Genomic DNA, 15,819 nt, shown 5'->3' with positions numbered 1-15,819 from the left:
CTGCTTCGCCAGCTTGGCGAAATCTTCGTGCTTGTTGACGATGCGGTTGTAGATGTCCTGCGCCTTCTGCTCGGCCTGCGCTGGCGACAGCAGTTCGCTCGGGCGGATCAGGATCTGGCGTGCATGGAACTCGGTGACCATTTGCTTGGACTGCGCGCGCTGGTCGATGAGCTGAAGGATGTGGAAGCCGGTCGGCCCGTGCAGGATGCCGCTGACTTCGCCAGGCTTGAGGCTGTTAATGGTATCGACGAAGGCCGGTGGTACTTCGTCCAGGCGACGCCAGCCGAGATCGCCGCCGTCCAGCGCGTCCGGTGCATCCGAGAAACGGATGGCGGCGGCCTTGAACGGCATGCCGCCCTTGATCGCGGCAAGCGCCTGTTCGGCCTTGTTCTGCGCGGCTTGGATGTCGGCGGCGGAAGCGCCACCGGGGATGCTGATCTGGATGTGCGCCAGATGCACTTCACCGGCCTTGTAGCTGGGGCTGTTGAGCAGGTTGTTGATCTCGCTGTCGGTGACCGAGACCGAACTGCGCACGACATTCTCATGCAGCTTCTGCACCACCAACTGGTCGTGCAACTGCTGGCGGTAGGCGGCGTAGCTCATGCCGGTCTGCTCGACGGCCGCACGCAACTGGTCGGGGGTCATCTTGTTCTGCGAGGCGACCGCCTGCACGGCCTGGTCCACATCCGCATCGGATACGCGAATGCCTTGATCATCGGCGCGCTGCAACTGCAGCTTCATCAGGATCAGGCGATCGAGCACCTGCCGACGCAGCACGTCGATGGGCGGCAATTGTCCGGGCTGGTTGGCGTATTGCTGCTGGATGGCGGCAACGGCGTCGTTCAGTTCGCTTTGCAGGATGACGTCGTCTTCGACGACGGCGACGATACGGTCGATCGGTCCGGTGCCCGAGTCCTGCGGCGCCAGGAACTGAGCCTGGGCCAGTGACGGGATCGCGGTGACGATCGTCAGCAGGAACAACGCAAAAATCTGCTTCATCAGTGAACAGCCTTCTGTCGCCAGTGGCGAAGGGTTGGTAAGGGTGTTGCTCAAAAAACGGTTGGGAGGGCCGCTTTTTCGAGGGCGCCTGAGCCTGTCTGGGCGCTCATTGATAGCCAAGGATATCACGCCGCAGCACGCTCTCCGTCTGGCCGGCAAAGTTGCCTAGCCCCTTGAATTCCAATTGGAACATGATGGCGGTGTCGCTCCCCGGCGCAACTTGGCCAGGCGGCAGGGCGGTGACCACGCCGTAGTAACCGGTCACGTAGTGGCGAGCCACCAAACTGACCTTCACGCAGCATCCTTCATATTGCACACCGGCCAAGGCTTCCACGGTGCGCTTGTCCATTTCCGAATAGGTCCACTCGCCGATCAGGCGCCAGCGTTCCGTGAGCGGATAGACCGCCGAGACGTCGTATTGTTCCACCAGTCCGCGTCGGAACCGGTAGGAGAAGTTGAGGATGCCGTCGAAGCCGAGGCGGCGCTGCAGGCTGAACGTGCCCAGGTCGGTCAGGCGGGTGTTCGGGTTCCACAGGTATTCGGTGCTGGCCGACCATTGGTCGTTGAGCTGGGTATTGAGCTCAGCCACATAGTCCGAGCCGCTCCAATTGGTGGCGGCGGTGCAGCCGTTGCTGTTGTTGGTGCTGGTATTGGTGAGGGTGCAAGGCGTCTGCACTCGTTGCGGCGTAAAGTAGCGGATCTGGCCGAAGGTGGCCGAGATGCGCTCAACGCCGCCCTCGTCGAGGAAGCGGGTAGTGACCGCCGCCGTGAGGTTGTTCGCATTCATCTGGCGGTCGGCGCCGGAGAACTGGTTCGGCGCGAACAGCATCCAGTCGTCAAACGCCATCGGGGCGGTGTCGAACAGTGGCAGGTTATTCTGATTTCGGTACGGAACGTACAGGTAATACAGGCGTGGCTCCAGCGTCTGCGTGTAGCTGGTATCGAACAGCGAGGTGCTGCGCTCGAAGATCAGGCCCTGGTCGAGGCTGACGATCGGCAGTGCGCGGCTTGGGTTGCTTTGCGTGAACGGCGAGGCCGTGCCACTGCTTGCCTGGCCGTAGTAACTGTATTTCTGGTAGCCGGAGTCGAGCGAGTAGGCTGTATAGCGGTAAGCCAGCTTGGGGCGGATGAACCAGGCCGGACCTTGGAAATCCGCATCGACGTACGGCGTCAAATCCACGCGCGCGCCTTCCACCGTGTTGAACTTGTGGAAATCCACCGCCTCGCTGTTCAGGCCGAAGTCGTACCAGCGCGCGAACGGAATATCCATGTTGAACACGGCGCGCGGCAGGCGCTTGTATGGTTCCACACTGTTGGGCTCGGACGGATCGACGTTCTGCCAAACGTCGCCGCCGATCTGCGCATTCCACCAGTTGCCGTTACCGTTGAGGTAGACGCTGGAGTACAGCAGTGTTGTGGCGATGCTGAACAGGTCATCGCCGAAGTCGCGCAAGTAGTTCTGGTCGGATGCGCGGTTGATATTCGTGCTCAGCGACCAGCCCGGCCACAGGTTGATGCTGTTGACGAAGTGATACAGGTAGCGCTGCTGACCCTGGGTGTCGATCGAGGTCGAGGTGAGCTTCTGGTCGTTGTAGTTGTCGCGCGGCATGAACTCAAACTGGAAGATGCCGCTGGTCTTGGGAAACATGTAGCGCACTTCGCCGGACAGCATCGCGCCGCGCAGGCTGTAGTAGCGCGGCGTCAGCGTGGCGTCGTAATTGGGCGCCAGGTTGAAGTAGTACGGGATGCGGAACTGGTAGCCGGCGTTGCCGGTGTGCTCGAAATACGGATACAGGAAGCCGCTCTGGCGATCGTTATTGAGCGGAAAGGTCATCCAGGGGAAATAGAAGAACGGCACGCCATACACGCTCATCGTGGCGTCGCGGGCGACGCCGCGGGCGGTGACGTCGTCGGTGTCGATCTGCTTGGCGCGGATTTCCCAGATGTGCCGCCCGATGTCACAGGTGGAATAGGTCGCCATGGTGTAGCGGTTGCGATCGGCGTCCAGCATTTCCCCGCGCACGGCGGTGCCGTTGCCGTGCGAATCGAGCATTTGATAACGCACGTTGCCAGTGGCCACGCCGGTGCTGTTGTCGGTATTGCCGGTGATATGGTCGGCTGCCAGCAAATGCGTGGATTCCTGATAGTTCACCTTGCCGCGCGCATCGTAGTCGGTGGTGTCGCTGTTGTAATCGGCGACGTCGGCGTGCAGTTCCTGGTCGGCACGGACGGTCTTCACGTGGCCGCTCAGGTGATAGATGACCTGGTCGGGGCTTTCCACGTGATCGGCCCACACATAGGTCTTGGCGGACGCGCGCAGCGCCGAATCCTTGCTGAGGAACGGGTCGTAGAACTCCAGCATGCCGTTGGGTCGGCAAATGGCGAAGTTGTCCGGACGGGGCGGGCAGATGAAGGTACCCAGCGGGCAGACCGCTTCCGTGCCGTTGAGCGTCGCCTTGGGATGCTTGGTCTGGGATGAAGCATGCGCGCCCTGGCTGCTGAAGAGGGCAGCGGCAGCAGCGATTGCTAGCAGGCGGCGTGGAGGCAGAGAACGCGAGGGCGACAGGCTCTTGGGCTTCACGGAGGCGATCAATCGGCGACGAAGGGGCGTTAAGCTAACAGAAAGGCCCTTCATTCGGCATACGTCCCTGGCAGGAGAGCGCATGAATCAGCACAAGCCTTACAAGACGGACGAGCAATGGCGCGCAAGCCTCAACCCGGAGCAATACGCCGTCTGCCGCTGCTCGGCCACCGAACCACCCTTCAGCGGCAAGTGGTACAAGCACAAAGAAGCGGGTACTTACGTTTGCGTGGCATGCCATGCGCTGCTGTTCGCCTCCGAAGCCAAGTACGATTCGGGCTCCGGCTGGCCAAGCTTCTTCCAGCCAATCAAACGCACCGCGGTCAGCCTAGTGCCGGATGAGAGCCACGGCATGCATCGCACGGAAGTACGTTGCGCGGCCTGCGATTCACATCTGGGGCACATCTTTCCGGATGGCCCCAAGCCCACGGGCTTGCGCTATTGCATCAACTCCGTGGCGTTGGATTTCGAGCCCGACACGCACTCCCTTTCCCGCTAGCTGGAAAGGGATGTCGGCCAGCCTGCGGGGCTTTCGGGCCTAATCCATCAGCGCACTGACATGCGCGCTGGCACTGGCCGCCAGCGCCTGCAGGTCATACCCGCCTTCCAGCGTCGAAACCAGCCGGCCGCCGGCATGCGCGCGAGCCAGTTCCACCAGCTGCTGGGTGATCCAGGCGTAATCCTCGGTCTGCAATTGCAGGTTTGCCAGCGGGTCGCGCTGATGCGCATCGAAGCCGGCCGATATCAGCACGAGCTGCGGCCTGAAGGCATGCAGCTTGGGCAGCAGCACGTCGTTCCACAACTCGCGGAATTCGTGGGAGCCCTCGCCGGATGACAAGGGCGCGTTGACAATATTGCCGACACCTTGTTCATCCTGGCTGCCAGTGCCCGGATAAAGCGGTTGCTGATGCGAGGAAATAAACAGCACACGCGGCTCGCGCTGGAAAATATCCTGCGTACCGTTGCCGTGGTGCACATCGAAATCGGCGATCGCCACCCGCTTCAAGCCATGCGCCGCCAGCGCATGCGCGGCGCCCACGGCGACATTGTTGAACAGGCAGAAGCCCATCGCGGTATCCGGCGTGGCGTGGTGGCCAGGCGGCCGCACCGCGCAGAAGGCGCAGGTGGTGGTTCCCTTCATCACCGCATCCACGGCTGCGACGAGTGCACCGGCGGCGCGCAAGCCGGCCTCGGCCGAGGCCGGCGACATCAGGGTGTCCTCGTCCAGGCGTACCGTATCTCTATCGGGTGTCGTGGCCAGGACCCGATCTACGTGCGCCACGGTATGCACGCGCAGCAGCTGTTCGCGGGTGGCGCGCGGCGCTTCGATGCGGTCCACGGTGGCGAAGCGGTCGTGGTCCAGCGCTTCCAGCACCGCACGCAAGCGGGCGGGGGATTCCGGGTGGCCCGGGCCGGGATCGTGCTGCAGGCAGACGGAATGCGTGAAGAGCTGCAGCATAGGGAACCTCTGATGCTCCTTGAGACTCAGCCGGCCGGCTTGCGGCGACGCTCGTGCTGCCAGAGCACCTCGCCATGCCCGCTGGCACGCGCCAGCACGCGGCACAGCACGAACAGCAGATCGGATAGCCGGTTGAGATAGCGCTGCGCCTGCGGCCGTACTGTTTCCACCCGTGCGAGCGCGATCACTTCGCGCTCGGCACGGCGGCACACGGTGCGCGCCAGATGGCAGCAGGAGGCGGCCATGCCGCCGCCCGGCAGGATGAAATCCTTCAGCGGCGGCAGCGGCTCGTTGAAGCGGTCCAGCACCTGCTCCAGGCGATCGATGTCGGCGTCGTCGATCATCGCCATGCCGGGAATGCACAGCTCGCCGCCGAGATCGAACAGCTCGTGCTGCACCTGGGTCAGCGTTTCGCGCACCTCGGCATCGATGTCTTCGCAGGCCAGCACCATGCCGATGCTGCTGTTGAGTTCGTCCACCGTGCCGTACGCATTGACGCGTGCGGAATCCTTCGGCACGCGCGTGCCGTCACCCAGGCCGGTGCTGCCGTCGTCACCGGTGCGCGTATAGATTTTCGAAAGCCGGTTGCCCACGGGGAGTGCTTAGTGCTGCGCCTGGCCGCTGTGTTGCGTTACGCGCGCCAGTTGCACCGCAAGCACGTGCAGCACGGCGCCGAGTGCCACGTAGACGGCGGTGGTCTGCAGGAACGGCAGATACCAGTCGCCCAGGTTGTCGAACCAGGCCGCGAAGCTCTTCGGCGCCGGCACGTGGGCGCTCAGCCAGTAGAAGCTGCCGTTGGAAATCACGTAGCAGGCGCTCTCGCTCACCAGCAGTGCGGCCACGGCCATGCCCAGCGTGGTAAGGCTGAGACCACGCTGATGCGTGGCCAGCCAGCTGCCGCCGATCCACAGCGAGCCATAGGCGGGAATCAGGAACCAATAGCCGGCCGACACGCAGTAGTGGTCCCAGAAATTGATGCCCATGTGCGTGATGACCAGGTAGTCGACCAGCACCGCTTCGGCCATCAGCAGCGGGAACGCCCAGCGGCCGGTGCCGCGCAGCCAGAAGCCGGCCAGAAAGAACACGCCCCACGATGCGTCCCAGACGTCGTGATGGAACAGCGACAGATGTACGCGCGTCGCTGCCATGACCAAGGCGAGCACAGCGAAGATGCCAAGACGCTGGGTGGATGTCGTAGCCATAAGGAACTCCCTGGGAAAGCAGACGGCGTATGGATGATGGCGTGAAGACGGTGGAGTTTAGCCCAATGCGAAGGCGCTCATGCACCGCGTATCATCCCGCGCATGACTATCTCTTCCCGCGTATGACTAAGAGCCTGCCTTCGTATCCCAAGCACCCCGCATTGCGCCTGAGTGGCCATCATGCGGCAGTGCGCGGCTTGACCAGACGCCCAGTCTGGCGCTGCGCCACGCGCTACCACTTGACGACCACTCAGACGCAATGCGGGGTACCCGGCATATGAAGACAGGCTCTACTTCCCCCTTTGCTCCCGACGGCAACGTGCTGGTGGTCGGTGGCGGTCTGGTCGGCGCCAGCCTGGCGATCGCCCTGGATGCAGCCGGATGCCCTGTCACCCTGGTCGAAGCCGCCGCGCCGCGCGCGGATGCACAACCTAGCTATGACGAACGCAACCTGGCATTGGCGCGCGCCACCGTGAACGGGTTGGCGGCGATCGGTGTCTGGCCGCTTGCGGCCGCACAAGCGACGTCGATTCGCCATATCCACGTCAGTCGTGCGGGCGAATTCGGCAGCGCGCGGCTTGACGCGGCCAGGCACGGCGTCGATGCCTTGGGCTGGACACTGCCGGCGCGCGAACTGGGCACCGCCCTGCTGCGTCGACTGGATACTTGCCAACGGCTGGTGCGCCTGGCGCCGGCCAGCCTTACGGGTCTTACTCGATTGGCCGATGGCTGGCGCGCCGAGATCATGACGCCGGATGGGATGCAGCACGTCGATGCGGCTCTGCTGGTCGGGGCGGATGGCACCGAATCATTCGTCCGCGCACAGCTGGGCATCGAAGTCGAGGTACACGACTACCATCAAACCTTGTTCGTCAGCACCGTCACACCGGAGCGTGATCCGGCGAATAGGGCCTGGGAACGCTTTTCCGACGAAGGCCCGATCGCCATGCTGCCGCTCGCGGAGCGCCGCTGCGGCCTGGTGCTTACCGTTGCGACAGAAGTCGCCGCCGAGGTGGTGGGCTTGAACGATGCGGATTTCATCGCACTCGCACAGCGCCGGTTCGGCTGGCGGCTGGGGCGGCTTGGCCGCCCCGGCAAGCGGCATCCTTACGCCATCAAGCGGGTAGCCGCGCGCCAACTGATCGCCTCGCGCGCCGTACTGGTGGGTAACGCCGCGCAGACTGTGCATCCTATCGGCGCGCAAGGTTTCAACCTGGGTTTGCGCGACGCGCTGACGCTGGCCGAACTGGTTGCCGGTGCCGCCGATCCGGGATCGCAAGAACTGCTGGAACGCTACGCCGCGCGCCGGGCGCCGGACCGCACGGGCACCATGGCGATGAGTCACGACCTGGTGCGCTTCGCCTGCATGCCCGAGCCATGGCTGGCTCCGTTCCGCTCGTTGGCCTTGCTCGCCTATGACCGCATACCGCCGCTGCAACACGCACTGGCCCGGCGTGGCATGGGCTTCCGCGGCCAGCCGCCGCGCGCCGTGCTGGAGCGCCTGCCATGAGAACCGTTCCCGCAACGCAGCGCCGCGCTCCCGCGCTGGATATCGCCGTGGTCGGCGGCGGCATGGTGGGCGCTGCCGCGGCGCTGGCCCTGAGTCGCGCCGGCTTCAGCACGGCCTTGCTGGAGGCGCGCGAGCCGGCCGAGTGGCAACCTCAGAACGACGTGGATCTGCGCGTCGTCGGCCTGGCGCCGTCGTCGATCAGGCTGTTGCACGAACTGGGCGTCTGGACGTCCATCCGCGATGCACGTGCCTGCCCCTACGCCCACATGCATGTATGGGATGCGCAGAACGGCGCGGCCATCGATTTCGATGCCGCCGACGAAGGACGTGACCAGCTGGGCTACATCGTGGAGAACAACCTGGTCCAGTGGAAGCTGTGGCAGGCCTTGGATGCGGCCGGCGTGCAGCGGCTATGTCCGGCCATGGTCAAGGACTTCGAGACGCGTACCGATCGGGTGGTGCTTGAACTGGCTGATGGTGAAAGCGCGGCGGTGCGTCTGCTGGTCGCCGCCGATGGCGGCAACTCGCCCTTGCGCGAACAGGCCGGGATCGCCACGCATGGCCGCGATTATTCGCAACGCGCGGTGGTGGCGCATGTCACCACCGAACGTCCGCATGCGCACACGTGCTGGCAGCGCTTTCTGCCAACCGGACCGCTTGCCCTGCTGCCGCTTGCCGATGGGCGCAGTTCCATCGTGTGGTCGCTGCCGGAAAGCGAAGCGCGACGTGTGCTGGCATTGGACGATGAAGCATTTATGAAGGAGCTTGGCATCGCCAGCGATTTCCGCCTGGGGCGCATCACGGCCAGCACCCGGCGCGCGGCGTTTCCGCTCAAGCTGCAGCTTGCCGGTACCTACCAGGCGGAACGCCTCGTGCTGCTCGGCGATGCGGCGCATGTCGTGCATCCGCTGGCCGGGCAGGGCGTCAACCTGGGCTTGCGCGACGTGGCTGAGCTGCGCGAGGTGCTGGCTGCTGCACGCGATGCAGGGCGTGACTTCACTTCATCTCAAGCGCTGGGCCGTTATGCGCGTCGCCGGCGCAGTGCGGATACGCTCGATGCCTACGGCTTCGATGCGCTGGCGCGCATGTATGGTTGGCAAAATACACCGTGGGTGGCGGCGCGTGGATTGGGCGTGCGCCTGGTCGATCGTCTGCGGCCATTGAAGCGGCGCTTGGCCGCGCATGCGGCGGGGCTGTAGTTGCATGCCTCTGTCATCGCGATACGGGTTTACGAACTCCCTCTCGACAAACAAGGAACCACGTATGCGTTTCGTTCCAGCAGTCTGTCTTGCGTTACTGGCCAGCCTCAGCTTCGCCACGCAGGCCAAGATGGTGCAGCGTCCAGTGGCATGGAGCTTGGATGGCACGCATTTCAAAAGCGTGCTGGTCTATGACGATGCCAGCCACGCCAAGCGCCCGGGTCTGGTGATGGTGCCGAACTGGTACGGCATCAACGACACCGCCATCAAGAAAGCGGAAATGATTGCCGGCAAGGATTACGTAATCCTGCTCACCGACATGTACGGCGAAAACGTACGGCCAGAACCCGGCCATGCCGATCAGGCCAAGGCCGCCACCGCGCCCCTGTATGCGAATCGCGCCTTGATGCGCAAACGCATCGACGAAGCCCTGGCGCAGTTGAAAGCGCAGGCGGCGAATGCGCCGATCGATACGAGCAAGCTGGCGGCGATCGGCTTCTGCTTTGGCGGTACCGCCGTACTGGATCTGGCGCGCAGCGGTGCCGATATCGCGGCGGTCGTGTCGTTCCATGGCGGCCTTGCTACCGACGATCCCGCGCTCGCCAAGAACATCAAGGCGCGCGTGTTGGTGATGAACGGCGCCGACGACAAGGGCACCATGCCGGATGCTGACAAGTTCATGGATGAGATGCGCGGCAGTTCAGCCGATTGGCAGTTCGTGGTGCTGGGTCATGCCGTGCACTGCTTCACCGAGACCGAAGAGCATTCGCCGGGCTGCAAATATGATCCGCGCGCCGCGGCGCGCAGCTATCGCCTGATGCACGATTGGTTGCGTGCGGCTTTCAGCGGGACGCCTTGAGCCTAGTGCATGAGTTCCTCTCTCCCGTTCGGGGAGAGGGGAAGTCTCGCGAAAGCATCGTGATGCTGGGGTTCACCCACCCGCAGGGATCAAAAGGTCCGCTGCACCGAATAATCCGCCAGCGTCGCCAGCGCATCCCGATAGGATGAGGACGGCAGCGAGGCCAACGCCTCGCGTGCCGCCCGCGCATGCCTCAGCGCACACTCGCGCGTGCGTTCGAGCGCACCTGATTCGCGAATGGCGGAGATGATGTGATCCAGCGAGCCAGTCCCGCCATGTTCAATCGCGTGGCGCATCTCTTTCGCCTGCTCGGCATCCACGCGCTGCAAGGCATAGATCAGCGGCAGTGTCGGCTTGCCTTCGGCGAGATCGTCGCCGATGTTCTTGCCCAGGATGCGAGCATCGCTGATGTAGTCGAGCAGGTCATCGGCGATCTGGAAGGCATAGCCAAGCTGCATGCCATAGCGGCGCAAGGCCGTTACCTGTGCTTCCGGCAGGCCGCCGAGCAGGCCGCCCAGTTGCGTGGCGGCGGCAAACAGCACCGCGGTCTTGCGCTCGATCACCGCCAGGTAGGCGGCCTCGTCCACGTCGGCATTGCCGATGTTGAGCAGTTGCAACACCTCGCCCTCGGCGATGGTGTTGGTGGTGTCGGCGAGGATGCGCATGATGCGCATGTCGTCCAGTTCCACCATCAGCTGGAATGAGCGCGAATACAGGAAATCCCCTACCAGCACGCTGGCCGCATTGCCCCACAGGGCATTGGCGGTCTTGCGGCCGCGGCGCAGGTCAGACTCGTCCACCACGTCGTCGTGCAGCAGGGTGGAGGTGTGGATGAACTCGATCACCGCCGCCAGCTTGATGTGCTTGTCGCCGTTGTAGCCGGCCGTGCGCGCGGCCAGGGCGTGCAGCATCGGGCGCAGGCGCTTGCCGCCGCCGGCGATGATGTGGTCGGCGATCTGGTTGATCAGTACCACATCGGAGGCCAGCCGCTGCCGCACCAGGGCATCGATGCGCTGCATGTCTCCTTCGGCAAGGGCGCGCACCCCGGCAAAATCACGAGCGGGGTCGATGGTCTGGAGAACGGAGGTGTTCATGCGGCTGGGGCTGGACATAGAACTTCGATTATAGAGGCGGAGGCCGCGCTACGTGTGACCCGGCCCGAAAGTTCCCGCTGCCTTGCGCCATGGCGCCGATTTTCGGGTGTGGCTCAAAGGCTTTCATGGCGAGGTCGGCGCCTGGCCACGCTACCATGGCAGGCATTGCGTCAACGGAAGCGATAGATGGGCGACCTGGCACTCAACCGCAGGCAAGAGCAGCTCATGGCGCGCGTGCGCGAGGAGGGCTTTGCCACCGTGGAGGATCTGGCCGGGCACTTCGACGTGACCCAGCAAACCATTCGCCGCGACCTGGCGGCACTGTGCGATGCCGGCTTTCTGCGCCGCTATCACGGCGGCGTAAGCCTGCCATCGAGCGTCGAGAACCTTGCCTATGCCAAGCGCCAACACCTGCTGCATGAGGAAAAGACCCGCATTGCCGCCCTGCTGGCCCAGCATATTCCCGACGACGCCTCGCTGTTCATCAACCTGGGCACCACCAACGAGGACGTCGCCCGCGCGCTGATGAACCACAAAGGCCTGCGGGTGATCACCAACAACCTCAACGTGGCGATCATGCTCAGCGAAAACCCCAGCTTCGAAGTGATCGTGGCCGGCGGGGTGGTGCGCGGGCGCGATCATGGCGTGACCGGCCAGCCGGCCATCGAGCTGGTCCGCCAGTTCAAGGTGGATTTCGGGGTGATCGGCATTTCCGGCATCGACCTCGACGGTACCTTGCTCGATTTCGATCTCAACGAGGTGAGGGTGTCGCAGGCCATCATCGAGCATTCCCGGCAGGTGTTGCTGGCGGCCGACCACAGCAAGGTCGGGCGCAACGCCATGGTTCGCCTGGGGCCGATATCCCTGGTCCATGCGTGGTTTACCGATAGCGCCCCGCCCTCGGAGTTGACGGCGGTGCTGGCCGAGGCCGGCACCCAGGTGCACGTCGCGGGCGCCTGAAAGGTCGCTGCAGCGCAGCGTGCAATCTTCGGAAATGTTCGAATACGCTCGCTTCTCCAGCATAAATGTTCGTTCACGCACATTTTATGTTCGTTTGATCAAAAACGAACATATCTGGTTCAATAAAGCACGGAACCCTTCATGACCGAGCAGTTCGATCTCCTGGTAGTAGGCGGCGGCATCAATGGCGTCGGCATTGCGCGGGATGCAGCCGGCCGCGGACTCTCGGTATGTCTGTGCGAGCGTGACGATTTCGCCGCGCATACCTCCAGCGCCAGCACCAAGCTGATCCATGGCGGCCTGCGCTACCTGGAGCAATACGAGTTCGCCCTGGTCGGCAAAGCCCTGGCCGAACGCGAAGTGTTGCTGGGCGCCGCACCCCACATCATCTGGCCGCTGCGCTTCGTCCTGCCGCACCAATCGCATCTGCGGCCGGCCTGGATGATCCGGCTGGGGCTGCTCCTCTACGACAACCTGGGCCGCGGGCGGCGCACGCTGCCGAAGTCGCGCCGGGTGTCCCTGCAGCGCCATAAATCGGGATTGCCGTTGCGCGACGAGTTCCATATCGGCTTCGTTTACTCCGACGCCTGGGTGCAGGACGCGCGGCTGGTGGTGCTCAATGCGATGGATGCGATGGAACGCGGCGCCACCTTGTTTACGCGCACGCAGTGCGTGCATGCCGAGCGCGACCAGCAAGGCTGGACTGCGCAATTGCAGTCCGCGCAGGGCGAGTCTTTCAGCGTGCGGGCCAAGGCATTGGTCAACGCCACCGGTCCGTGGGCGGTGCAGTTCCTCGATCAGGTAGCCAAGGTCGGACACGATCACGCCTTGCGCCTGGTCAAAGGCAGCCACATCGTCGTACCGCGCCTGTTCGAGCACCCTTACGCGTACATCTTCCAGCAACCCGATCGCCGTATCGTGTTCGCCATTCCCTACGAGCACGACTTCACCTTGATCGGCACCACCGACCTGGAGTATCGCGACGATCCTTCCGCCCCGCGCATCAGCGACGAGGAAACGCGCTACCTGTGCGATGCGGTGAATCGCTACTTCAAGCGCAGCATCACGCCGGCCGATGTGGTGTGGAGCTACAGCGGCGTGCGTCCGTTGCTGGATGACGAATCCGGCAACGCGTCGGAAGTGACGCGTGATTATTTGCTGGAACTCGATCAGCACAGCGCACCGCTGCTCAATGTCTTCGGCGGCAAACTGACCACCTATCGCAAGCTGGCGGAGGAGGCGATGGACCGCCTGGCGCCCTTGTTTGCGCATGCGTCGGCAGCATGGACGTCGCAAGGACATCCGCTTCCCGGCGGCGAGCGGCGTGATGTCAACGTCTTGCTCAGCGAATTGCAGGCTGCCCATCCGTGGCTGCCGCCAGCCATGGCTTGGCGCCTGGTGCACAGCTACGGCACACGCACTGCGCGCATCCTTGGCCAGGCGCGTTCGCTGGCCGACCTGGGCGAGCATTTCGGTGCCGACCTCTACCAGGCCGAAGTGGACTATTTGCGCGCGTTGGAGTGGGCTGTCGATGCGAGCGACGTGCTTTGGCGCCGCAGCAAGCTCGGCTTGCGCCTCAACCCGGAACAGGTCGCACGTCTTACGGCCTACCTGGCCGACGCGCCGCCACGGCGCGCTTCGTTTACTTGACTGACGTTTGCGATTCGAAGGTATCCCTATTTTGCCATGAGCCATCACTTCGTCTTTGCCGTCATTGCTGCTTTCGCGGGAATGACGACTAGCGGAAATAAACCTTTAAGGGAGGAACACATGTCGAACCACTCAGCCAGCTTGTCCCGTGTTGTGCGAACGCCGGAGACAACGCCATGACCCGGCAAAACATCGGCGAACTGATTTCCGAAGCCATCGCCGTATTCATCATCATCGCCCTCGGCGATTCCGTCGCGTGCATGTACGTGCTGTACGACCCAAGCCCTTACGCGAACGCCTACTGGGGCGTGTGCATTGCCTGGGGTCTGGCGGTAACCATCGCGATCTACGTCACCGGCTCGGTATCCGGCACGCATGCCAATCCAGCGGTGACCTTGACGCTGGCGCTGTTCCGCGGTTTTCCGTGGAAGAAAGTGATTCCCTACAGCATCGCGCAAGTGATCGGCGGGTTCCTTGGCGCAGCGGTCGTGTACGTATTGTTTTCGCCGGTGATCGATCACTACAACCAGGCCCATCAGCTGACGCGTGAAGCAGGCGGCGCAGCGGGCGTGTTCTTCACGCATCCTGGCTTGGCCATTACGCCGATGCATGCGCTACTGGACCAAGTCATCCTTACCGCATTCCTGTTGTTCGGCATCTTCGCCATCACTGAGCAGTACAACGAGATGGCACCGGGTGCGAATTCGGGCGCGCTGATCATCGGCTTGCTGGTGGCCACCATCGGTGCGTCGATGGGTTATCTGGAAGCCTGGGCGATCAATCCGGCGCGCGATTTCGGTCCGCGCCTGTTCGCGTATTTCGCCGGCTGGGGTGCCTCCGCGTTGCCATCGCCGGACAACTACTGGTGGATTCCCATCGTCGGCCCGTTGATCGGTGGCGTGGTGGGCGGCGCTGCCTACCAAGGGCTGGTGTATCCGTTCCTGCCGGCGCGCATGCGTGCGTTGCAATCGCCGCAAGCGGCCAGCGGTGCGGATCGCGTCGTGGCCGACCCTACTCGTTGAACAGGAGTTGTTGCATGGACAAGTCATACATCCTGGCGATCGACCAGGGCACCACCAGTTCACGCGCGATCGTGTTCGATCGCGCCGGCGGCATCGTCGGCATGGCGCAGCGCGAATTCGGGCAGATTTTTCCGCAACCGGGCTGGGTGGAACACAACCCGCGCGAGATCATGACCAGCGTGCTCTCCACCATCACCGAGGTGATGAACAACGCGCAGATCGATCCGCGCGCGGTGGTCGGCATCGGCATTACCAACCAACGCGAAACCGCGGTGGTGTGGGACAAGGCCACCGGCCAGCCCATCTACAACGCCATCGTGTGGCAATCGCGCCAGACACGCGAGATTTGCGATCAACTGATTGCCGCCGGCCATAACGATATGGTGCGTGCTAAAACCGGCTTGCTGATCGATGCGTATTTCTCCGGCACCAAGGTGAAGTGGATGCTCGACCGCGTCGATGGCGCACGCGAACGTGCCAAGCGCGGGGAATTGCTGTTCGGCACCATCGATACCTGGCTGATCTGGAATCTCACCGGCGGCAAGGCGCACGTCACCGACTACACCAATGCCTCGCGCACGCTGATGTACAACATCCATGAGCGGCGCTGGGACGATGACTTGCTGGCGATGCTCGACGTACCGCGCGCGATGCTGCCGGACGTGCGCTCGTGCAGCGAAATCTACGGCAAAACGCTGGGCCAGCATTTCCTCGGCCAGGAAGTGCCGATTGCCGGCGTGGCGGGCGACCAGCAGGCTGCGCTGTTTGGCCAGGCCTGTTTCGAACCCGGCATGGCCAAGAACACCTACGGCACCGGCTGCTTCATGCTGATGAATACCGGCGAGAAAGCCGTCGCTTCCAGCAACGGCCTGCTCACCACCATTGCCTGGGGCGTGGACGGCAAAGTGGAATACGCTTTGGAAGGCGCCATCTTCGTCGCCGGCTCGGTGATCCAGTGGCTGCGCGATGGCTTGCGCATGCTCGGCCGCGCCAGCGATTCGGAGGAGTATGCCGAACGCGCCAAGACCAACGAAGGCGTGTACATGGTGCCGGCCTTCGTCGGCCTGGGCGCGCCCTATTGGCGCAGCGACGTGCGTGGTGCGGTGTTCGGCTTGTCGCGCGGTACCACCAAGGAGCATTTCATACGCGCTGCGGTGGAATCGATGGCTTATCAAACGCGCGATGTGCTCGCAGCGATGGAAAACGATGCCGGCATCAAGCTGAAAGAACTGCGCGCGGATGGTGGCGCCATTGCGAACGGATTCCTTGGCCAATTCCAGAGCG

At 63.6% G+C, this 15,819-nt stretch carries 14 protein-coding genes; 8 read left to right on the top strand and 6 right to left on the bottom strand.

The features are described 5' to 3' along the window. Together VMA74_RS21050 and VMA74_RS21045 are read right to left on the bottom strand one after the other, a co-directional pair. On the bottom strand, positions 1-999 hold a 999-nt coding region (locus tag VMA74_RS21050; RefSeq protein WP_325370591.1), incomplete at its 3' end, for a peptidylprolyl isomerase. A gap of 106 nt (positions 1,000-1,105) precedes the next feature. Continuing rightward, entirely contained in the window at positions 1,106-3,580 is a 2,475-nt protein-coding gene (locus tag VMA74_RS21045; protein WP_325370589.1) for an LPS-assembly protein LptD, read from the bottom strand. An 82-nt stretch (positions 3,581-3,662) separates the two neighbouring features. Between VMA74_RS21045 and msrB the strand changes: the two genes are divergently transcribed. Next, positions 3,663-4,079: a peptide-methionine (R)-S-oxide reductase MsrB gene (msrB, locus tag VMA74_RS21040; RefSeq protein WP_325370588.1), complete on the top strand. Its 417-nt coding sequence runs from the start codon at positions 3,663-3,665 to the stop codon at positions 4,077-4,079. 39 nt (positions 4,080-4,118) lie between these two features. Here the strand turns inward: msrB and VMA74_RS21035 are convergent, their stop codons facing one another. Genes VMA74_RS21035 through VMA74_RS21025 form a run of 3 tightly spaced genes read right to left on the bottom strand, consistent with a single transcriptional unit; the run spans position 4,119 to position 6,241 of the window. Further along, a complete protein-coding gene (locus VMA74_RS21035) occupies positions 4,119-5,039 on the bottom strand; it encodes a histone deacetylase family protein (RefSeq protein WP_325370587.1) in 921 nt (306 codons plus the stop codon). Positions 5,040-5,065: 26 nt separating this feature from the next. Then, positions 5,066-5,632, bottom strand: coding sequence for a cob(I)yrinic acid a,c-diamide adenosyltransferase (locus tag VMA74_RS21030; RefSeq protein WP_325370585.1), 567 nt, complete (start codon positions 5,630-5,632; stop codon positions 5,066-5,068). A gap of 9 nt (positions 5,633-5,641) precedes the next feature. Continuing rightward, positions 5,642-6,241: a hypothetical protein gene (locus VMA74_RS21025; RefSeq protein WP_325370584.1), complete on the bottom strand. Its 600-nt coding sequence runs from the start codon at positions 6,239-6,241 to the stop codon at positions 5,642-5,644. A gap of 277 nt (positions 6,242-6,518) precedes the next feature. On the opposite strand from VMA74_RS21025, the gene ubiH reads away from it, so the two are divergent. From ubiH to VMA74_RS21010, 3 genes are all read left to right on the top strand, one after another. Next, positions 6,519-7,751 carry a 2-octaprenyl-6-methoxyphenyl hydroxylase gene (ubiH, locus tag VMA74_RS21020; RefSeq protein WP_325370583.1) on the top strand — a complete coding sequence of 411 codons (1,233 nt, stop codon included), beginning with the start codon at positions 6,519-6,521 and terminating at the stop codon, positions 7,749-7,751. After that, positions 7,748-8,950, top strand: a complete 1,203-nt coding sequence (locus VMA74_RS21015) for a UbiH/UbiF/VisC/COQ6 family ubiquinone biosynthesis hydroxylase (RefSeq protein WP_325370581.1) — start codon at positions 7,748-7,750, stop codon at positions 8,948-8,950. The genes ubiH and VMA74_RS21015 overlap by 4 nt, the downstream gene beginning before the upstream one ends. Before the next feature lie 64 nt (positions 8,951-9,014). Further along, positions 9,015-9,809 carry a dienelactone hydrolase family protein gene (locus VMA74_RS21010; protein WP_325370580.1) on the top strand — a complete coding sequence of 265 codons (795 nt, stop codon included), beginning with the start codon at positions 9,015-9,017 and terminating at the stop codon, positions 9,807-9,809. A gap of 89 nt (positions 9,810-9,898) precedes the next feature. On the opposite strand, the gene VMA74_RS21005 is transcribed toward VMA74_RS21010, so the two are convergent. Next, positions 9,899-10,903 (bottom strand): polyprenyl synthetase family protein, encoded by a 1,005-nt coding sequence (locus tag VMA74_RS21005; protein WP_325370579.1) that lies wholly within the window; start codon positions 10,901-10,903, stop codon positions 9,899-9,901. Positions 10,904-11,089: 186 nt separating this feature from the next. Here VMA74_RS21005 and VMA74_RS21000 point away from each other — a divergent pair, with 186 nt between their 5' ends. The 4 genes from VMA74_RS21000 to glpK all read left to right on the top strand — a co-directional run. Further along, positions 11,090-11,863: a DeoR/GlpR family DNA-binding transcription regulator gene (locus VMA74_RS21000; RefSeq protein WP_325370577.1), complete on the top strand. Its 774-nt coding sequence runs from the start codon at positions 11,090-11,092 to the stop codon at positions 11,861-11,863. A 141-nt stretch (positions 11,864-12,004) separates the two neighbouring features. Next, positions 12,005-13,513 (top strand): glycerol-3-phosphate dehydrogenase, encoded by a 1,509-nt coding sequence (gene glpD, locus VMA74_RS20995; protein WP_325370575.1) that lies wholly within the window; start codon positions 12,005-12,007, stop codon positions 13,511-13,513. A gap of 176 nt (positions 13,514-13,689) precedes the next feature. After that, entirely contained in the window at positions 13,690-14,535 is an 846-nt protein-coding gene (locus tag VMA74_RS20990; protein WP_325370573.1) for an MIP/aquaporin family protein, read from the top strand. 14 nt (positions 14,536-14,549) lie between these two features. After that, positions 14,550-15,819 (top strand): glycerol kinase GlpK (gene glpK / locus VMA74_RS20985; protein WP_325370571.1); only part of this gene is annotated, 1,270 nt, incomplete at its 3' end.

This window comes from Dyella sp., assembly GCF_035508675.1.
Lineage (GTDB): Bacteria > Pseudomonadota > Gammaproteobacteria > Xanthomonadales > Rhodanobacteraceae > Dyella_B.
Note: the sequence above shows the minus strand (reverse complement) of the source record. Positions and strands in the feature narration are given on the sequence as shown.